The organism is Streptomyces sp. 5K101 (genome assembly GCF_046506645.1).
Taxonomy (GTDB): domain Bacteria; phylum Actinomycetota; class Actinomycetes; order Streptomycetales; family Streptomycetaceae; genus Streptomyces.
On record NZ_JBKFFO010000015.1, the window covers coordinates 96564 to 114667 of the forward strand.

General features: G+C 72.4%; 17 protein-coding genes and 1 pseudogene. 8 read left to right on the forward strand and 10 right to left on the reverse strand.

The window, feature by feature from the left end:
* Positions 1-81: 81 nt before the first annotated feature.
* The gene (gene folE / locus ACLB9X_RS26285) at positions 82-687 is read left to right on the forward strand and encodes a GTP cyclohydrolase I FolE (protein WP_410362877.1); all 606 of its coding nucleotides are present in this window, start codon (positions 82-84) and stop codon (positions 685-687) included.
* 25 nt (positions 688-712) lie between these two features.
* On the opposite strand, the gene ACLB9X_RS26290 is transcribed toward folE, so the two are convergent.
* From ACLB9X_RS26290 to ACLB9X_RS26315, 6 genes are all read right to left on the reverse strand, one after another.
* Positions 713-1201 carry a DUF3180 domain-containing protein gene (locus ACLB9X_RS26290; protein WP_410362878.1) on the reverse strand — a complete coding sequence of 163 codons (489 nt, stop codon included), beginning with the start codon at positions 1199-1201 and terminating at the stop codon, positions 713-715.
* A 100-nt stretch (positions 1202-1301) separates the two neighbouring features.
* Positions 1302-2060 (reverse strand): 2-amino-4-hydroxy-6-hydroxymethyldihydropteridine diphosphokinase, encoded by a 759-nt coding sequence (gene folK, locus ACLB9X_RS26295; protein WP_410362879.1) that lies wholly within the window; start codon positions 2058-2060, stop codon positions 1302-1304.
* Entirely contained in the window at positions 1946-2305 is a 360-nt protein-coding gene (gene folB, locus ACLB9X_RS26300; protein ID WP_410362880.1) for a dihydroneopterin aldolase, read from the reverse strand. The genes folK and folB overlap by 115 nt, the downstream gene beginning before the upstream one ends.
* Before the next feature lie 196 nt (positions 2306-2501).
* Positions 2502-2948 carry a nuclear transport factor 2 family protein gene (locus ACLB9X_RS26305; RefSeq protein WP_410362881.1) on the reverse strand — a complete coding sequence of 149 codons (447 nt, stop codon included), beginning with the start codon at positions 2946-2948 and terminating at the stop codon, positions 2502-2504.
* Entirely contained in the window at positions 2945-3802 is an 858-nt protein-coding gene (gene folP / locus ACLB9X_RS26310) for a dihydropteroate synthase (protein ID WP_410362882.1), read from the reverse strand. The genes ACLB9X_RS26305 and folP overlap by 4 nt, the downstream gene beginning before the upstream one ends.
* Positions 3803-4469: 667 nt before the next feature.
* Positions 4470-6326, reverse strand: coding sequence for a phosphatidylglycerol lysyltransferase domain-containing protein (locus ACLB9X_RS26315; protein ID WP_410362883.1), 1857 nt, complete (start codon positions 6324-6326; stop codon positions 4470-4472).
* Positions 6327-6514: 188 nt separating this feature from the next.
* Here ACLB9X_RS26315 and ACLB9X_RS26320 point away from each other — a divergent pair, with 188 nt between their 5' ends.
* The gene (locus tag ACLB9X_RS26320; RefSeq protein WP_410362884.1) at positions 6515-7624 is read left to right on the forward strand and encodes an alpha/beta hydrolase; all 1110 of its coding nucleotides are present in this window, start codon (positions 6515-6517) and stop codon (positions 7622-7624) included.
* A 33-nt stretch (positions 7625-7657) separates the two neighbouring features.
* Here ACLB9X_RS26320 and ACLB9X_RS26325 read toward each other — a convergent pair whose 3' ends face one another.
* Positions 7658-8827 carry an ABC transporter ATP-binding protein gene (locus ACLB9X_RS26325; protein ID WP_410362885.1) on the reverse strand — a complete coding sequence of 390 codons (1170 nt, stop codon included), beginning with the start codon at positions 8825-8827 and terminating at the stop codon, positions 7658-7660.
* A gap of 161 nt (positions 8828-8988) precedes the next feature.
* Here ACLB9X_RS26325 and ACLB9X_RS26330 point away from each other — a divergent pair, with 161 nt between their 5' ends.
* From ACLB9X_RS26330 to ACLB9X_RS26345, 4 genes are all read left to right on the forward strand, one after another.
* Complete coding sequence (locus ACLB9X_RS26330) at positions 8989-9687, forward strand: ABC transporter permease (RefSeq protein WP_410362886.1); 699 nt, start codon at positions 8989-8991, stop codon at positions 9685-9687.
* Positions 9687-10370, forward strand: coding sequence for an ABC transporter permease (locus ACLB9X_RS26335; protein ID WP_410362887.1), 684 nt, complete (start codon positions 9687-9689; stop codon positions 10368-10370). The genes ACLB9X_RS26330 and ACLB9X_RS26335 overlap by 1 nt, the downstream gene beginning before the upstream one ends.
* A 112-nt stretch (positions 10371-10482) precedes the next feature.
* Entirely contained in the window at positions 10483-11460 is a 978-nt protein-coding gene (locus ACLB9X_RS26340; protein WP_410362888.1) for a glycine betaine ABC transporter substrate-binding protein, read from the forward strand.
* Positions 11461-11543: 83 nt separating this feature from the next.
* Positions 11544-12605: a hypothetical protein gene (locus tag ACLB9X_RS26345; protein ID WP_410362889.1), complete on the forward strand. Its 1062-nt coding sequence runs from the start codon at positions 11544-11546 to the stop codon at positions 12603-12605.
* A 54-nt stretch (positions 12606-12659) separates the two neighbouring features.
* On the opposite strand, the gene ACLB9X_RS26350 is transcribed toward ACLB9X_RS26345, so the two are convergent.
* Together ACLB9X_RS26350 and ACLB9X_RS26355 are read right to left on the reverse strand one after the other, a co-directional pair.
* Positions 12660-13802 carry an NADH-quinone oxidoreductase subunit D gene (locus tag ACLB9X_RS26350; protein WP_410362890.1) on the reverse strand — a complete coding sequence of 381 codons (1143 nt, stop codon included), beginning with the start codon at positions 13800-13802 and terminating at the stop codon, positions 12660-12662.
* Entirely contained in the window at positions 13799-14833 is a 1035-nt protein-coding gene (locus ACLB9X_RS26355) for an SAM-dependent methyltransferase (protein WP_410362931.1), read from the reverse strand. The genes ACLB9X_RS26350 and ACLB9X_RS26355 overlap by 4 nt, the downstream gene beginning before the upstream one ends.
* An 87-nt stretch (positions 14834-14920) precedes the next feature.
* On the opposite strand from ACLB9X_RS26355, the gene ACLB9X_RS26360 reads away from it, so the two are divergent.
* Positions 14921-16120 carry a sensor histidine kinase gene (locus ACLB9X_RS26360; protein WP_410362891.1) on the forward strand — a complete coding sequence of 400 codons (1200 nt, stop codon included), beginning with the start codon at positions 14921-14923 and terminating at the stop codon, positions 16118-16120.
* Between the two features lie 33 nt (positions 16121-16153).
* On the forward strand, positions 16154-16831 hold the full coding sequence (locus ACLB9X_RS26365; RefSeq protein ID WP_410362892.1) for a response regulator: 678 nt from the start codon (positions 16154-16156) through the stop codon (positions 16829-16831).
* Between the two features lie 31 nt (positions 16832-16862).
* On the opposite strand, the pseudogene ACLB9X_RS26370 reads toward ACLB9X_RS26365, so the two are convergent.
* Positions 16863-18023: pseudogene (locus ACLB9X_RS26370) on the reverse strand (threonine aldolase family protein).
* Positions 18024-18104: the final 81 nt, after the last annotated feature.

Below are 18104 nucleotides of genomic sequence, written 5' to 3' on the forward strand. Positions count from 1 at the left end.
TGCCGCGTCCCCCAGGTTCTAGCCTGGGGGACGCGGCATTTCCACGTGTCCGCGGCCCGAGCAAGAGGAACGAGGCACCAAATGACCGACCCGGTGACGCTGGACGGCGAGCGCGCGATCGCCGAGTTCGACGAGAAGCGGGCGGAGAACGCCGTACGCGAGCTGCTGCTGGCGGTGGGCGAGGACCCGGACCGCGAGGGACTCCAGGAGACGCCGGCGCGGGTGGCGCGGGCGTACAAGGAGATCTTCGCCGGGCTCTGGCAGCGCCCGGAGGACGTGCTGACGACCACGTTCGATCTCGGCCACGACGAAATGGTCCTCGTCAAGGACATCGAGGTGTACTCGACCTGTGAGCATCATCTGGTGCCGTTCCGGGGAGTGGCGCACGTCGGCTACATCCCCTCGACGACCGGGAAGATCACCGGTCTGTCCAAGCTGGCCCGGCTGGTCGACGTCTACGCCCGCCGCCCGCAGGTCCAGGAGCGGATGACCACCCAGATAGCCGACTCGCTGATGGACATCCTGGAGCCGCGCGGCGTGATCGTCGTCGTCGAATGCGAGCACATGTGCATGTCGATGCGCGGCATCCGCAAGCCCGGAGCCAAGACGATCACCTCGGCGGTGCGCGGTCAGCTGCGGGACGCCGCGACGCGCAACGAGGCGATGAGCCTGATTATGGCGCACTGACGGCTCCCGCCGCAGGCGCCGCGGATCACAGCGCCCGGGCCGCCTGGTCGGTGTCGTCGTCGCCGTCCTCGGGGAGCCTGCAGACGCGCTCCAGGAACATCGCGGCCGCGATCACGGCGATGCCCGCCAGCACCGCGAACCCGGCGTAGATCGCCTGGTCGCGGCGGGCGGGCATGTCGAGCGAGCCGAGCAGGAACACGCCCGTGCCGCCGTACATCCCGCTCACCAGCGCCGCGACCAGCGCGCTCGCCTGGCCGAAGACCACGGCCCGCGCCGCCATCAGCGGTTCGACGCCCTTGGCGCCCGGGCGGCGCTCGCGCTGCGCCTTCAGCCGGGCGCGCAGCGACAGGGCCGTGGCGGCGAGAACGGTGGCGATCACTCCGAGCACGATGGGCGCCGCCAACGGGACGCTGGGCAGGGTGCCCAGCGAGTCCCACAGGCGGGCGCCGCCCCAGGAGAGGACCCCTGCCGCGGCGAAGAGTCCGGCCAGCACACCGAGCCGTAGTTGCTTCACCGCTGAAAGCCGCCCTTCACCTGTCGTGTCGTACGGGCCGTCCGGCATGTCGCCCCGTACCGGACCCGCCGCGCGCGATCGTCCCGTACGAGCCTAACGACTACTCGGGCAGCCGCAGTTCCAGATCGGCCCGGGGCTGGACGCCGGCGACGCCGATGCCCGCGAGCAGCTCGGCGACCGGGCCGCGGCCCGGCAGCTGCGCCTCGGGCTGGACGTCGTGCCACGGGGCGAGCACGAAGGCGCGCTGGTGGGCGCGCGGGTGGGGGAGGGTGAGCACCGGGTCGTCGGAGACGACGTCCGCGTACGCCACGATGTCGACGTCGATCGTGCGCGGGCCCCAGCGCTCGTCGCGGACGCGGTCGAACGCCTCCTCGATGGCCTGACCGCGCTCCAGGAGCGACGACGGCGGCAGGGTCGTCTTGATCACGACCACCGCGTTGAAGTAGGACGGCTGGCTGCCGGGCTCGACGCCCCAGGGCTCCGTCTCGTACACCGGGGAGACCGCCTTGACCCGCAGGCCGGGGGTGTCCTCGAGGGCGTCGATCGCGCCCTGGAGGGTCTCCAGGCGGTTGCCCAGGTTGGAGCCGAGCGAGATCACCGCCTGTTTCGGGTTGGACAGGGTGATGTCGGCGGCGTCCACCTGGGCCACCACGGCGGTGGGCACCGGCTGCACCGTGGGGTCGCCGTGCAGGGAGCCGCGTGCGGCTCCCTGGGGGGCGACATCCGGGTGACGGGTGGGCCTGGTCATACGCGGCTCCGGGTGATCGTGATGGTCACGTCGTCGAAGGGCACCGTGATCGGGGCGTCCGGCTTGTGCACCACCACCTCGACCTGCTCGACCCCGTCGTGCTTCAGACACTGCTGGGCGATGCGCTCGGCCAGCGTCTCGATCAGGTCGACGGGCTCGCCCTCGACGACCGCCACGACCTCCTCCGCCACCACGCCGTAGTGCACGGTCTTCGCCAGGTCGTCGTCGGCCGCCGCCAGGCGGGTGTCCAGGCCGAGCACCAGGTCGACGATGAAGGTCTGGCCCTCCTCCCGCTCCCGGGGGAAGACGCCGTGGTGCCCGCGGGCCTTGAGGCCGCGCAGCGCGACACGATCCACGCGAATCACTCCTGCTTTCTGTACTGGCGGGATGCGGGCTCCCGGCCACGTGCGGGTGGCGCGGTACCCGCATTCGAATCTACCTGCGAGCACCGACACGCCATGCCCACGGGTCCCGGGGGAACCGCGTGGGCGTGGGGTAGCCGCGTATACCCGGGGGAGGCAGTCACGAACCTCCTGTGGGGCGCTTACCCACTTACGAGGGGCTGTCCTCGTCCTCCTCGCCCTCGGTTTCCGTCAGTACGGGGGAACCGTGATGTGACCAGATCTTCCAACCGTCGGATGTGCGGCGGAACACATTGGTGGCGACGACCAGCTGGCCGACGAGCGGGCCGAGCTCGCCCGCCTCCTCGGCGGGACCGCCGCTGAGGATGTTCTCGGTGCAGGTGACGAGCGCCGTGTCGCCGGCCACGCTCACCTTCACGTCGGTCAGGAAGAACTGGATGTACTCGGTGTTCGCCATGATCAGCGCGTACGAGCGCAGGACCTCGCCGCGGCCCGAGAGGACGGGCCAGCCGGGGTGGACGCACGAGATGTCCTCGTCCATCCAGAGCGCGGACAGCTCCTCGAAGTCGCCCTGCTCCATCGCCTCGTAGAAGGCGGTGTTGGCCTTCTCGACCAGCTCGGTGTCGGTAGGGCTCACCGGGCGCCCTCGACGGCGCGTGCGACGCGCACGGCGTCGGCCGTGGCGCGCACCTCGTGGACCCGTACGGCCCAGGCACCCTCGTGGGCGGCGATGGCGGAGACGGCGGCGGTGGCCGCGTCGCGTTCCCTGGCGGGCGGCGTCGCGCCCTCCTTGGCGAGCACCCGGCCGAGGAACCGCTTGCGGGAGGCGGCGACCAGGACGGGGCGGCCGAGGGCCCGCAGCTCGTCGAGATGGGCCACGAGCGCGAGGTCGTGCTCGGCCATCTTGGCGAAGCCGAGGCCGGGGTCGATGACGATACGCTCGGGCGCGATGCCGCCTGCGACGACCGCCTCCATGCGCTCTCGCAGTTCGGCGACCACCTCGGCGACGACGTCGCCGTACACCGCGCGGCTGTTCATGTCCTCGCTGAACCCGCGCCAGTGCATGACGACGAACGGGGAGCCGGTGTCGGCGACGGCGGGGACCATGCGGGGGTCGGCGAGACCGCCGCTGACGTCGTTGACCAGGACGGCGCCGGCGGCGATGGCCTGCTCGGCGACGGAGGCGCGCATGGTGTCGACGGAGACGACCACGCCCTCGGCGGCGAGCCCGAGGACGACCGGGACGACCCGGCGCAGCTCCTCGTCCTCGTCGACGCGGGTCGCTCCGGGCCTGGTGGACTCGCCGCCGACGTCGACCAGGTCGGCGCCCTCGGCGACCAGGTCGAGGCCGCGCTTGATCGCGGCCGTGGTGTCGAACCAGCGGCCTCCGTCGGAGAAGGAGTCGGGCGTCACATTGACGACCCCCATGACCGCACAGCGATCCCACTCCGGCAGGCCGTCGGCCGTACCCCGTCCGCGCAACGTACTCATGTGGCCAGCCTAGGGCCTGCCCCCTGAATCCCGACCGGCCGCCCGCGGGGCGGCGGGGGCGTCTCCGGGCCGCCCGGCCGGAGGCCGGCGCGAGGCCCGGCGGCGGGCGCGGCTCGGGCCCGTGAGGCGGTGCGCATCTTCAAGGTGGTCGGCGGGGTGGGGATAGGGGCCGGACCGGGTGCCGGGCGCTGCCGCTCGGCCGCCGGAGGCGGCGGGTTCCGGGCTCGGCCGCCCGATGCCCGATGCTTTCGGGCTCGGCCGCCCGATGCCCGATGCTTTCGGGCTCGGCCGCCAGGGTGGGGTGTCTCAGGCCGCCCGGCCGGAGGCTGGCGGAGGGCGCGGCCAGGGTCGGTCAGGCGGTGCGGTTCTTGTGGTGGTCGGTGGGGCAGGGCCCGGGCCGGTGGCCGCGCCCTGCACTGCTCGGCTGCCCAATGCCGGCCACGGCCGGGTGACTCCGGGGCCGGGGCCAGCGGCGGGCACGGCCAGGCGCGTTCCCGGGTCAGCCGCCTGGGGCTGGGCGCTGCCCCGGCTCCGCCGCCGGGTTGCATCCGAGCTGGCCGGCGGAGGCCGGGGCGTCTCCGAGCGCGGGCCCCGATGCCCGGTGCTTTGGGGCTTGGCCGCCCGGCGCCTCCCGGGCTGGGCCCGGCGGAGGCGCGGCCCCGGCCGGTCAGGCCGCGCGGGCTTCGGGGCGGTCGGTGGGGAGGGGGAGGTGGGCGCAGGGGCGCGGGGCGCGGGGCGGGCGGCGGCGGGCGAACGGGCGCGGCAGCGACAGATTCACGAAGCCCTCCGCCTGCATCGCGGCGAAGCCGATGCGCGGCAGCTCGCGGCTGCTGCGGAAGACGACGAAGCGCGGTTCCCAGCGCGGCCGGAACTTGGCGTTGAACTTGTACAGCGACTCGATCTGGAACCAGCGGGAGAGGAACACGAGCATCCCGCGCCACAGCCGCAGCACCGGGCCCGCCCCGATCTTCTCGCCGCGGGCCAGCGCCGAGCGGAACATGGCGAAATTGAGGGAGACCCGCTCGACGCCGAGGGCGGGAGCGGCCTGGAGGGCGGCGACGATGAGGAGCTCGTTCATGCCGGGATCGGCGGAGCGGTCACGGCGCATCAGCTCCAGGGACATGCCGTCGTCCCCCCAGGGAACGAAGTGGATAATCGCCTTCAGGTCGCCGTACGGCGCGTGCTCGTCCGCCTTGTGGGCGGTGGCGATCACGGCGTCGCCGTCGGCCGGGTCGCCGATCCGGCCGAGTGCCATCGAGAAGCCGCGCTCGGTGTCGGTGCCGCGCCAGTCGGCCGCGGCCCGGCGGATCCGTTCCAGTTCGTCGTCGGTGAGGTCACGGGCGCGCCGTACGCGGGTCTCGTAGCCGCCTCGTTCGATGCGCTTGACCATCTGGCGTACGTTCCGCATCGCGCGCCCGGCCAGGGAGAAATCCGCGACGTCCACCACCGCCTCGTCCCCCAGTTCCAGCGCGTCGAGCCCGGTCTCGCGGGTCCACACCTCGGCCCCGGTCTCCGAGCAGCCCATGACGGCGGGTGTCCAGGAGTGCGCCCTGGCCTCGTCCATGAAGCGCTCGATGGCGCCGGGCCAGGCCTCGACGTCGCCGATCGGGTCGCCGCTGGCCAGCATCACGCCGGAGACGACGCGGTAGCAGACGGCCGCCTTGCCGCTGGGCGAGAAGACGACGCCCTTGTCGCGGCGGAGCGCGAAGTGGCCGAGCGAGTCGCGGCCGCCGTGCGCGGCGAGCAGGGCGCGCAGCCGGCGCTCGTCGTCGGCGGTGAGCCGGGCGGCGGGGTGCTCGGGCCGGAAGGCGAGATAGATCGTGGTGACGGCGGTCAGCAGGCCGAGCGAGCCGAGCGAGTAGGCCACGGTCCACGGGACGTTGCCGGTCCAGGCGACGGGACCCTCAAAGCCGACCAGCCCGTACATGACGTGTTCGAGGCGGTCGGTGAGACTGGGGCTGCCGACGACCCTGCCCGGGTGGGCGCTGACGATCACCAGGCCGAGGCCGAGCGAACCGGCGCTCATCACCACGAAGTTGGCCAGTGCGCGCCAGCGGCTGCGCGGGTCGGGGAGGGCGGCGAACTCGTCCCGGTGGCGCAGCAGGAGGGCCAGCAGGCCCAGGGAGAGCAGGACGCCGACGATCGAGTGGCGGTAGACGAACTGGGCGACGGCACCGGCCGGCAGGAGGATCACCGCGGCTCGCCAGGCGCGCCGCTTGTGGCGTTTGATGCCGTGCGCGAGCAGGAGCAGCAGCACTCCGGTGCTGAGGGCGAGCGCGGCGGCGAACGGGCCGAGGGCGCCGGGCAGCACCTCGGCGAGGGTGTGCATCCGGCTGTGCCGGAACCGCGGGAAGACCCCGGCCGCGATGTCGATCAGGCCGATGAGGGTGCAGGCCGAGCCGACGAGCGCGGGCACCGCCTCGGGGCGGGGGCCGCGCAGGACGCGGCGTACCCGGTTCATCGCCCGATGCGCCGCCCGTTTCGGAACCAATGCTGATTTGTCCCCATCTACCGTTGCAGACATCGCTTCCCGTGACTTCGCGAGAGATCGTGCGTCCGGGCCCCAGGTCGGTCGGCCCCGGACGATGTGCGCTCTCTAGGACGGCACTTCCAGGAGGCGGGTTCATCCGCCGCCGGGAAATTCTCGGCGAACCGGCCCTGGCCGGGCGCGGATCACCGATGCCGGCCCGTAGCAGAAAGCGCACGCCACTCATGGGTCTGACCAGCAAAAAAGTCCTGGCCTTCGCCATAGCCGCAGCCGTGCTGCTGTTCGTCGCCACCGTGTGGCTATGGCCGAGGCTGGCCCGGCGGGGGCCGCGTCCGGTGGCCGGGCGGATCGGCCTGCTGCTCGCCACGCAGCTCGCGCTCTTCGCCGCCGTCGCCCTCGCGGCCAACAACTCCTTCCTCTTCTACGGCTCCTGGGCCGACCTCTTCGGGCAGGAACAGGAGACCGGCGTGGTCGAGGACCACACGGCGGGCAGCAGCATCGAGGTCGTCGAGAGGCGGGCGCCCGATGTGCCGGGCGGATCCCGCGCTGTGACCGGCGGGCAGATCCAGAAGGTCGTCGTGTCGGGGGCGACATCGGGGATCGACAGCCCCGCGTACGTGTACCTGCCGCCGGAGTACTTCCAGGAGAAGTACCGGGGGCGCACCTTCCCCGCGGCCGTGGTGCTCACCGGCTACCCGGGCACGGCCGAGAACCTGCTCAAGGGCCTCAAGTACCCCGCCACCGCCCACCGGTTGGCCGGGCAGGGACGGATGCAGCCGATGATCCTGGTGATGCTGCGGCCGACCGTCGCGCCGCCGCGGGACACCGAGTGCGTGGACGTGCCGGGCGGGCCGAAGGCCGAGACGTTCTTCGCGAAGGACCTGCCCAAGGCGGTCTCGGAGACCTACCGGGTCGGCACGGCCGCGCGGAACTGGGGCTTCATCGGCAACTCCACGGGCGGCTACTGCGCCTTGAAGATCGCGCTGCACCACCCCGGGCAGTTCGCGGCGGGCGCCGGCCTGTCCGCGTACTACGAGGCCGCGGAGGACCCGACGACGGGAGACCTCTTCCACGGCGACAACCGGGCGCGGCAGCGGGCCGACCTGCTGTGGAGCCTGGACCATCTGCCGCAGGGCAGGTCGTCGTTCCTCGTCACGACGTCCCGGCAGGGGGAAGGCAACCTGAAGGGGACCCTCGCCTTCATCGAGAAGGTGAAGGCGCCCGCGCGGGTGTCGTCGATCGTGCTCGACAGCGGCGGCCACAACTTCAATACGTGGCGGCGGGAGATCCCGCCGGCCCTGGAGTGGCTGAGCGGACGGCTCAGCGCGACGTGACCCCCGCGCGGCGCGCCAAGCGGCGCGCCGCGGTCAGGTCTTGTCCACGGACAGCGGCGGGACCGTGCCGATCGACTCCAGGGGGACGTCCGCCCGGGCGATGTCGTGGGCGTCCGCGTCGATCGAGCGGCGCAGCGCCTCGTGCAGCCGGGAGGGTGTCAGCACCCCCAGGAAGCGGCCGGTCTCCTCCTTGTCGATCACCGCGATCCAGCCCGCGTCGTGCTGGAGCATCGTGGCGAACGCCTGCTTGAGCGAGGCGCCGACCGGCAGCCACGCCTCCATGCGGCGGGCGTGCTCGCGCACCGAACCGCTGCGCCGCGCCTGTTCGGCGGAGATCCAGCCGTGCAGGTTGTCCTCTCCGTCCAGGACCACGGCCCAGCGCGAGCCGAGCTCACGGGGGAGCGGATCGTTCAGGTGCACCACGGGGGGCTGCTCCAGGTCGCCCTCCTCGATGGGGGTGACCGAGAGCCGCTTGAGCCCGCGGTCGGAGCCGACGAAGTCGGCCACGTAGTCGTTGGCGGGGGCGCCCAGCACGGTGGCGGGGGCGTCGAACTGCTCGATCCTGCCCTGGCCGTAGACGGCGATGCGGTCCCCGAGGCGTACGGCCTCCTCGATGTCGTGGGTGACGAACAGGACCGTCTTGCCCACCTGCGACTGGAGCCGGAGGAACTCGTTCTGCAGGTGCTCGCGCACCACCGGGTCGACCGCGCCGAAGGGCTCGTCCATCAGCAGCACGGGCGGGTCGGCGGCGAGGGCGCGGGCGACGCCGACGCGCTGGCGCTGGCCGCCGGACAGCTGCTCGGGGTAGCGGTCGCCGTAGAGCGACGGGTCGAGGCCGACGAGGTCGAGCAGTTCGGCGGCGCGCGCACGGGCCTTGGCGCGGCCGGTGCCGAGCAGGTGCGGGACGGTGGCCGTGTTGTCGAGAACGGTCCGGTGCGGGAAGAGGCCCACCTGCTGGATCACGTAGCCGATACGGCGCCGCAGTGCGACGGGATCGACGGTGGAGATGTCCTGTCCGTCCACGGAAATGCGGCCGCTGCTCGGTTCGATGAGGCGGTTGACCATCTTCATCGTGGTCGTCTTGCCGCAGCCCGACGGACCCACGAGCGTGACCAGTTCCCCCTCGGCGACCTCGAACGAGAGGTCGTCCACGGCGGTCGTGCCGTCGGCGTACCGCTTGGTGACGTTGTCGAAACGGATCATGGCTCCCCATTGTGACGGCGCATGCGTGAAGGCCATGGTGCTGCAAGGTGCCGGTCATCGGCCTTTGTCAGTGGCGGGGGTTAGGGTCGAATCCGTCGGCCATCGGCCGTCGGCAGTCCGCCGTCGGCATGGATCCGGGATCGCGGGGGATGTGGGGAGGGATGAGTACGGAGCGGGCCGCGGGCAGCTGCCTCGCGGCGAACGACTGGCTGTGCGCGGAGTATCTGCGCAGCCGCAGCGAGGAGCTGACGGACGCGACGGTCCAGCACATCTGGATCACCGTGGCCTCGGTGCTGATCGGCCTCGCCGTGGCGCTGCCTCTCGCGCTCCTCGTGCGCGCCCGGCCGCGGTTCGCCGGTCCGGTGCTCGGCCTGACGACCCTGCTCTACACGATCCCCTCGCTCGCGATGTTCTCGCTGCTGCTGCCCTTCTTCGGACTGTCCGCGGCGCTGGTCGTGACGGGCCTCGTGCTCTACTCCCTCACCATCCTCGTGCGGAACATCCTCGCGGGGCTCCAGGCAGTGCCCGCCGAGGCGCGCGAGGCCGCCCGCGGCATGGGGTACGGGCCGGTCCGCCTGCTGTGGGAGGTGGAACTGCCCCTGGCGCTGCCGGCGTTGATGGCGGGCGTGCGCATCGCCACGGTGTCGACGATCGCGCTGACCACGGTCGGCGCCCTCGTCGGCAAGGGCGGCCTGGGCAATCTCATCGACGACGGGGTGCAGACCACCTTCAAGGCGCAGGTGCTGACCGCGTCCGTGCTGTGCGTGCTGCTGGCGGCGCTCGCGGACCTGCTGCTGCTCGGAGCGCAGCGGCTGCTCACCCCCTGGACCCGGGTACGTGCGGCGGAGGCGAAGGTCTGATGGGTGTGCCGGCCGACGCGTGGACCTGGCTCACCACCGGGGCCAACTGGTCGGGCGAGAGCGGCGCCTGGCATCGGCTCGCCGAGCATGTGTACGTCAGCGGCACGGCGCTCGTCCTCGCCTGTGCGATCGCCCTCCCGGTGGCTCTGTGGCTGGGCCACATCGGCAGGGGCGGTGCCCTCGCGGTCAACATCTCGAACGCGGGCCGGGCGATCCCCGTCTTCGCCGTCCTCGCGCTGTTCATGCTCACGCCGCTGCGCAGCGCCGGCTATGTGCCGACGATCATCGCTCTGGTGCTGTTCGCCGTGCCCCCGCTGCTGACCAACGCGTACATCGGGATGCGGGAGGTGGACCGGGCGGTGGTCGAGGCCGCGCGCGGGATGGGCATGTCGGGCGGCCAGCTCTTCCTCCGCGTCGAACTGCCCCTGGCGTACCCGCTGCTGATGACCGGCCTGCGGTCGGCCGCCGTCCAGGTGGTGGCCACGGCGACGATCGCCTCGATGGTGGGCCAGGGCGGTCTGGGCCGGATCATCACCGCCGGCTTCGCCACGTACAACACCGCGCAGGTCGTCGCCGGTGCGCTGCTCGCGGCCGTGCTCGCGCTCCTTGTGGAGGGGCTGCTGGTCGCCGCCGACCGGCTGCTGAACCCGCTGCGCAAGGCGTCGGTGGCGGGGGCGGGCTGACGCGGCGGGGAGCGGATGGACCCTTTGGTGCGAAGTGCCGGTTTGTTTGACGTTTCGGTGTGTTCGAAGCGCCGGTGTGTCGGAAGTGTCGGTCGCAAGGACGGAGAGCCTGATGAGCAAGACCTCGCGCGTCGCGGGCGCGGTACTCGGTGTGGTGGCCCTCGCGGGTTCTCTCGCCGCGTGCGGCGGTGAAAGCCTGGAGCAGGAGAGGGACAGCGCCGCCTCGGCCGGCGGATCCGGGGAGAAGGGCACGCTCGTCGTGGGCGCGGCGGCCTTCACGGAGTCCAAGGTGCTCGCCGAGCTGTACGCCCAGCTGCTGGCCGACGCCGGATACAAGACGTCGGTCACCACTGTGAAGAACCGTGAGCTGTACGAACCGTCCCTGGAGAAGGGCGAGATCGACGTCGTACCGGAATACGCGGCCACCGTCGCGGAATTCCTCAACGCGAAGGTGAACGGGCCGAAGGCGCCGGAGGAGAAGCCTGTCGCCTCCAGCGATGTCGAGGCCACCGTCGCCGCACTCACCGAGCTCGCCGAGCCGCGGGGACTGAAGGTGCTCGACGCCGGTGCGGCAGTCGACCAGAACGCGTTCGCGGTCTCCCGGGAATTCGCCGAGAAGAACAAGCTCAAGACACTTTCGGACCTTGGGAAGTCGCAGCTGAAGGTGAAGATCGCGGCGGGCGACGAGTGCGAGGTCCGGCCTTTCTGCGCCCCCGGCCTGAAGAAGACGTACGGCATCGACGTCGTCGGCGTGGACCCCAAGGGTGTCGGGACGCCGCAGGCCAAGCAGGCCGTCAAGGACGGCGAGGACCAGCTCGTCCTGACCACCACGACCGACGCCACGCTGGACAGCTTCGGACTCGTCCTGCTGGAGGACGACAAGAAGCTCCAGAACGCCGACAACGTCCTTCCGCTGGTCAATGCGCGGGACGCCGGGGACAAGAAGATCGCCGAAGTCCTCGGTTCACTCACCGAGGTGCTGACCACCGCGGAACTCGCCGAGTTGAACCGCACGGTGGACGCCGAGCGGACGAAGCCCGAGGACGCCGCGAAGGACTATCTCGTGTCGAAGGGACTGATCGAGAAGTAGTGGCGCACCGGCCCGGAGTTCTCGACCAGAGATTTGCCGGGCCGACACCCCATTCCGTGCCTACGCACGGTAAATTTCGGGCCATGCCACGTGGACGCCACCGCCATTCCCCGCCCCTGCACAAACTGCTGCCGCCCTCGGCCGTGGCCGGAGCGTCGGTACTGTGCGCCGCCGGCGCGTGGTTCGTCGGGGACGCCGTCGTGCTGCGCACCCTGGTGGCGGCCGCCGCTGCCGCCGCCGTCACCGGTGCGGTCCTCATGCGCAACTGGGACCGGAGCGCCGGCCGCCAGGTCGCGGAGCTCGCGCGCGCCCGCGCGAGCGACCAGTGGAAGACCGAGGAGCGCATCGCCGAGCTCGAGGCGGACATCGAGGAGTCGCGCGAACTGCGCATGAAGCTCGATGCCAAGCTGCGCGCCAAGCGCGTCGAGCTGGCCGGGCTCCGCGGCGAACACGCCGCCCTGCTGCGGCGGTACGCGAACGCCGAGACGGAGCGGGCCAGCGCCCTGGAGGGCCGCAGGCAGCTCGCGATCGAGGCGGCAGCGCCCTCGAAGGCCCTGCCCCCGGCCGGTTCGACGCCCACCCCGGCCCTGTACCTGCGGGCCGCCAAGGCGCTGGACGAGCTGTCGCGCAACGCCGCGGCCCAGGAGGCCAGGCGCACCGTCGAAGAGGCACGCGCCCGGGACCTGGCCGAGCGTTCCCAGGAGGACGAACCGCAGGGGAAGCACGCGGCGGGCGCCGGGGCCGGGCAGCACGCCCGTCCGGCGTCCGCCCTGCCCGCGCGCCGTCCCGCGCCCGTCGCGTCGGCGATCGTCCCCTACGGCGCCGACCGTTCGCGCGCCAAGCGCCCCGAGGGTGGCTTCGACTTCTTCGGCACGGGAGCGGGCGCCGGGACGGTCTCCCCGCCGGCGGACTCTCCGGCGGACACGCAGTCCGCACAGCAGGGGCAGCCCACTCATCAGGGGCAGCCCGCACAGAAGGCGATCGAGGCCGTGCAGCACGAGGACCTGGCCGACGTGGTGGGCGAAGAGGCCCTCGCGGCCGTGCGCATGAAGGACACCCGCGCGATCGGCAAGGTCATCGACCTGACCGAGCACGACGAGACGGAGCAGCTGGACGTGGCGCCGCTGCGCAACGCCGTCTCGTAGCGCCGAGGGCGGGACCCGATCGGAAGGCCGCCCGTACAGGGCGGCCTTCCGCGTCTACTTGTCGATGTCGCCGACGACGAAGAACAGCGATCCCAGGATCGCCACCATGTCGGCGACGAGCGTCCCCGGCAGCAGGACGGACAGCGCCTGGATGTTGTTGTACGACGCCGAGCGGAGCTTGAGCCGGTAGGGGGTCTTCTCGCCCTTGGACACCAGGTAGTAGCCGTTGATGCCGAGCGGGTTCTCGGTCCAGGCGTAGGTGTGGCCCTCGGGCGCCTTGAGCACCTTGGGCAGGCGCTGGTTGATCGGGCCCGGCGGCAGCCCGGCGATCCGGTCGAGGCAGGCGTCCGCCAGGTCCAGCGCGTTGTGCGTCTGCTCCAGCAGCACCTCGAAGCGGGCCAGGCAGTCGCCGGCGGTGCGGGTGACGACCGTGAGGGTGTCCTGCAGCTCCCCGTACGCGAGGTACGGCTCGTCCCGGCGCAGGTCGAAGTCGACGCCCGAGGCCCGCGCGATGGGTCCGCTCACCCCGTACGCGTGCACGGCCTCCGCCGACAGGACGCCCACGCCGCGGGTGCGGCCGCGGAAGATCTCGTTGCCGAGGACGAGGCGGTCGTAGACGTCCATCCGCGAACGGACGTCGGCCACCGCGTGCCGGGCCCGGCCGAGCCAGCCCGCGGGCAGGTCCTCCTTGAGGCCGCCGACGCGGTTGAACATGTAGTGCATCCGGCCGCCGGAGATCTCCTCCATGACGTGCTGGAGCTCCTCCCGCTCGCGGAAGGCGTGGAACACCGGGGTGATTCCGCCCAGTTCGAGCGGATACGACCCGAGGAACATCAGGTGGTTGAGGACCCGGTTGAGCTCGGCGAGCAGCGTGCGGGTCCACACCGCGCGCTCCGGTACCTCCATGCCGAGCATGCGCTCGACGGCCATCACCACACCGAGCTCGTTGGAGAAGGCGGAGAGCCAGTCGTGGCGGTTGGCGAGCACCACGATCTGGCGGTAGTCGCGTGCCTCGAAGAGCTTCTCGGCGCCGCGGTGCATGTAGCCGACGACCGGCTCCGCGTGCCGGATGCGCTCGCCGTCCAGCACGAGGCGCAGCCGCAGCACACCGTGGGTGGAAGGATGCTGGGGACCGATGTTGAGCACCATGTCGGTGCTCTCCGCCGCTCCGCCGATGCCGACCGTGGTCTCCGTCATGCCAACCAGTCTGACAGAGGCCCCCCGGGCCGCCCCGGCCCGATCCGCCGCACCAGCCAGGCGAAGTCGCCGAGGCCGCCCCGCGCCGTCAGCTCCGCCGCCTCGCCGGTCCGCGACAGGGCGCGGACGTACGCCGCGGGGTCGGACGACGCCAGGGACAGCGGCGGCCGTCCGGCCGTGACGCCCAGCCGGTTCAGGGCCTCGCGCTGCGTCAGCAGCCGTGCCGCCGGCGTGGCGGCGGCGCACGCGTCCAGTGCCACATGGGCCGTGATGTCGCAGTTGCCGTCCGGGACCGGGCGCACCTCCCGTCCTTCCCGGAAGCCCGTCAGCGTGCCGAAGGGCGGTCGGGCGCCGGCCGTGTGCGCGTAGTCGACGGCCACCGCGAGACCCGACGCCACCCGGCCGGACGCCCGCGCCCACGCCTCGTCGCGCGGCCGGCCGATCTCCGCCCGGGAGCCCGGCTCCGTCAGCGGCCACCAGCGGGCCAGCCATTCGGCGTCGGCGCCGTCGACCTCGTCGCCGAGCCGCTCCTCGCCGGCGGCGTCCACCAGCACCCTGCGGACCACGCCGTGCTCGTCGGCCTCGGCGACGTCGACGGGGACGTTGTCCAGCCACTCGTTCGCGAACAGCAGCCCGTGCACCGCGTCCGGGGGCGTGTCCGTCCACGTGATGCGCGGATCGAGACCGGCGGGCCGCGCCGCCCGCTCCACGGCGCAGGCGCGCACCGGGTAGCCGGGCGGCAGCGCGGCCAGCACACCCGTGAGCAGTTCCCCGCGGCCCGCGCCCAGGTCCACGAGCGCGGGCTCGTCGATCCCGTACGCGTCCGCCACGTCGAGCAGCAGTCGGGCGACGGCCGAGGCGAACAGCGGGGAGGCGTGCACGGACGTACGGAAGTGGCCGGCCGGGCCTTCGGGCCGCAGGTAGAAGCCGTCCGGCCCGTACAGCGCGGCCTCGGTCGCGGCCCGCCAGCCGCGCAGGCCGGAGCCCGTTCCGGCGGGCCCGGCGGAGGTCTCATACGTCACGGGCACCAGTCTCCACCTTGCGGAGTACGCCTTCGGCTACCGGATCGCCCCTCCGGTTGACTCCGGCACCTATCTCGCTTGCTTACGCTTGGTCACGTGCAGCGCCTCTACGACTTCCTCCGCAGCCACCCGACGGGCGTCGACTGCTCCTGGGCCGTCGTGCTCTTCGGGGTCGCCATGGTGTGGGCTCTCCAGGAGCCCGTCGGCGTGGGGCCCCGGATCGCGGCGGTGGGGGTCGTCCTGGTGCTGGGCGTCGTGGTCGCGCTGCGCCGCCGGATGCCGGAGACGATGTTGGTCCTCGCGGCGCTCACGGGTGTCGCGCAGCTGGTGCTGGACGTCGAGGTCAACCCGGCCGACTTCGCCATGGTGGTCATCATCTACACGGTCGCCGCGCACGACGGCCCGCGCTGGGCCTCCCGGCTCGCCCTGGCCGGCGGCCTGTCGGCCGCCACGCTGGCGCAGATCCGCTGGCCCGCGGAGGAGCAGGGCACCCTCGGCCGGATCTTCGTCACCGTGGTCATGAGCCTGCCGTTCGCCCTCGCCTGGGTCCTCGGCGACTCGATACGCACCCGGCGCGCGTACTTCGCGCAGCTCGAGGAGCGGGCGACCCGGCTCGAGAAGGAGCGCGAGGCGCAGGCGAAGGTCGCGGTCGCGGCCGAACGCGCCCGCATCGCCCGCGAACTCCACGACGTCGTCGCCCACAACGTCTCCGTCATGGTCGTCCAGGCGGACGGCGCCGCCTATGTGCTCGACGCCGCGCCCGACCAGGCCAAGGAGGCGCTGGAGACCATCTCCTCCACCGGACGGCAGGCGCTCGCCGAGATGCGGCGGCTGCTCGGTGTGCTGCGCACCGGGGACGCCCCGGAGAGCGGCGAGTACGTCCCGCAGCCGGACGTCGAGCAGATCCAGGAACTGGTCGAGCAGGTCCGCGGTGCCGGACTGACCGTCGACTTCCGGATCGAGGGCACGCCGCGGCCGCTGCCGAGCGGCGTCGAGCTCACCGCGTACCGCATCGTGCAGGAAGCCCTCACCAACACCCGTAAGCACGGCGGCCCGGAGGCCGGCGCCAGCGTGCGGCTCGTCTACTTCGACGACGGGCTCGGCCTGCTCGTCGAGGACGACGGGCGCGGCTCGTCGCACGAGCTGTACGAGGACGGCGGCGCGGACGGCCGCGGTCACGGACTGATCGGCATGCGCGAGCGCGTCGGTATGGTCGGCGGCACGCTGGACGCCGGACCGCGGCCGGGCGGCGGATTCCGGATCAGTGCCCTGCTGCCGCTCAAGCCCGCCCACTAGCCAGCCGCCCATCTACTGAGGAAGCCGACCGTGATGCCCATCCGAGTGATGCTCGTCGACGACCAGGTGCTCCTGCGCACAGGATTCCGCATGGTGCTCGCCGCCCAGCCGGACATGGAGGTCGTCGCCGAGGCCGGGGACGGCGCGGAGGCGATCGAGAACCTGCGGACCACCGCCGTGGACGTCGTCCTGATGGACGTCCGCATGCCGCGCCTCGACGGCGTCGAGGCGACCCGCCGCATCTGCGCCGAGCCGAACGCGCCGAAGGTGCTGATCCTCACCACCTTCGACCTCGACGAGTACGCCTTCTCCGGCCTCAAGGCCGGTGCCAGCGGCTTCATGCTCAAGGACGTGCCGCCGGCCGAACTGCTCGGCGCCATCCGCTCCGTGCACAGCGGCGACGCGGTCGTCGCGCCGTCCACCACGCGCCGGCTGCTCGACCGGTTCTCGGCGATGCTGCCGAGCTCGGGAGCGGAGCCGCAGCACAAGGAGCTGCAGCGACTCACCGAACGTGAGCGCGAGGTCATGATGCTCGTCGCGCAGGGTCTGTCGAACGGCGAGATCGCGGCGCGGCTGGTGCTCTCGGAGGCCACCGTGAAGACCCATGTGGGCCGCATCCTGACCAAGCTCGGCCTGCGCGACCGGGTCCAGGTCGTGGTGCTGGCGTACGAGACGGGTCTCGTGCGCGCGGGCGGCGGCGGTCAGGGCTGAGCGCCGGCTCGGTCAGCGCGGCACGGTCCGCTCACGCCAGCCGGCGCACGAACTCACCCACCGCGTCCGACACGTCCCCGGCCGTCCACTCCAGGCCCTCCGACGACACGGTCATCTCCGTCATCGAGACCCCGGGCGGACAGCCGTTCGCGAACCAGCGGCGGAACAGCGTCACCCCCGTCTCCTCCGACTGCGCCAGTGCCGCCTCGTTCAGGACGTCCGCCTCGTACGGCAGCCACACCTGGAACTGGTGCGTGTGCGGGACCGGCGGATTGACGCGCGACCACGGGACGCCCGCCTCGCGCAGCGCGTCCGTCAGCGCCGCCGCGACCACCTTCGCGTGGGCGATGTACGACGGCAGGCGCGGCAGTTCGCGCTCCAGGCCGATGAGGGCCGACAGCACCGCCGGGTACTGCTGGAACGCCTGGCCGCCGTACCGGTGGCGCCAGGCGCGCGCCTCGTCCGCGAGCGACTCGGGCCCCGCGAGCACGGCCCGCCATGCCGCCCAGGGACTTGTAGAAAGACACGTACACGCTGTCCGCGAGCGCCGCGATCTCGGCAGGCGAGCGGCCGAAGTGAGGGGCGCATTCCCACAGACGCGCGCCGTCGATGTGCACCACCGCATCACGTGCTCGCGCCGCCTCCACGACGGCGACCAGGTCCTCCCACGACGGCAGGACGAAACCGGGGTCCAGCAGCGGCAGTTCGAGCATCAGCGTGCCGAAGGGCTCGTCGCACTCGGCCACCTCGTCGGCCGTCGGCAGCCGCGGCCGGTTCGTCGGATGGACCGTGCGCAGGCCGCTGACCACCGAGAGTGCCTAGCGCTCGTGCACCTCGGGATGCGCCTGCGGATGCAGCGCCACCACGCTGTTGCCGGTACGGCCGGCCCAGCAGCGCAGGGCCACCTGCCGCGCCATCGTCCCCGTCGGGAAATACACCGCCGCCGGCAGGCCCAGCAGGGCGGCCGTGCGCCGCTCCAGCTCCGCCACGATCCCGTCGCCGTACAGGTCGACCGGCTCGTCGAGGTCGTACACAGCTGCGGCGCCCGAGGCCAGCGCCGCAAGCCGTCCCCCACGCGCAGTTCGGCGGAGGTCCGCCACAGCACGCGCTCCGACGTGCGCCACGCGGCCAGTCCGCGCCGCCGCTCCCGCTGCTCGTTGTGCTCGCTCGTGTCCGTCACGGGTCCGATCATCGCCCACAGGCTGTGGACAACTGCGGGGGCGGCGGAAGCGCTGGCGTAGCATCGTGACGAGAAATCGTCCGGTACCCCCCG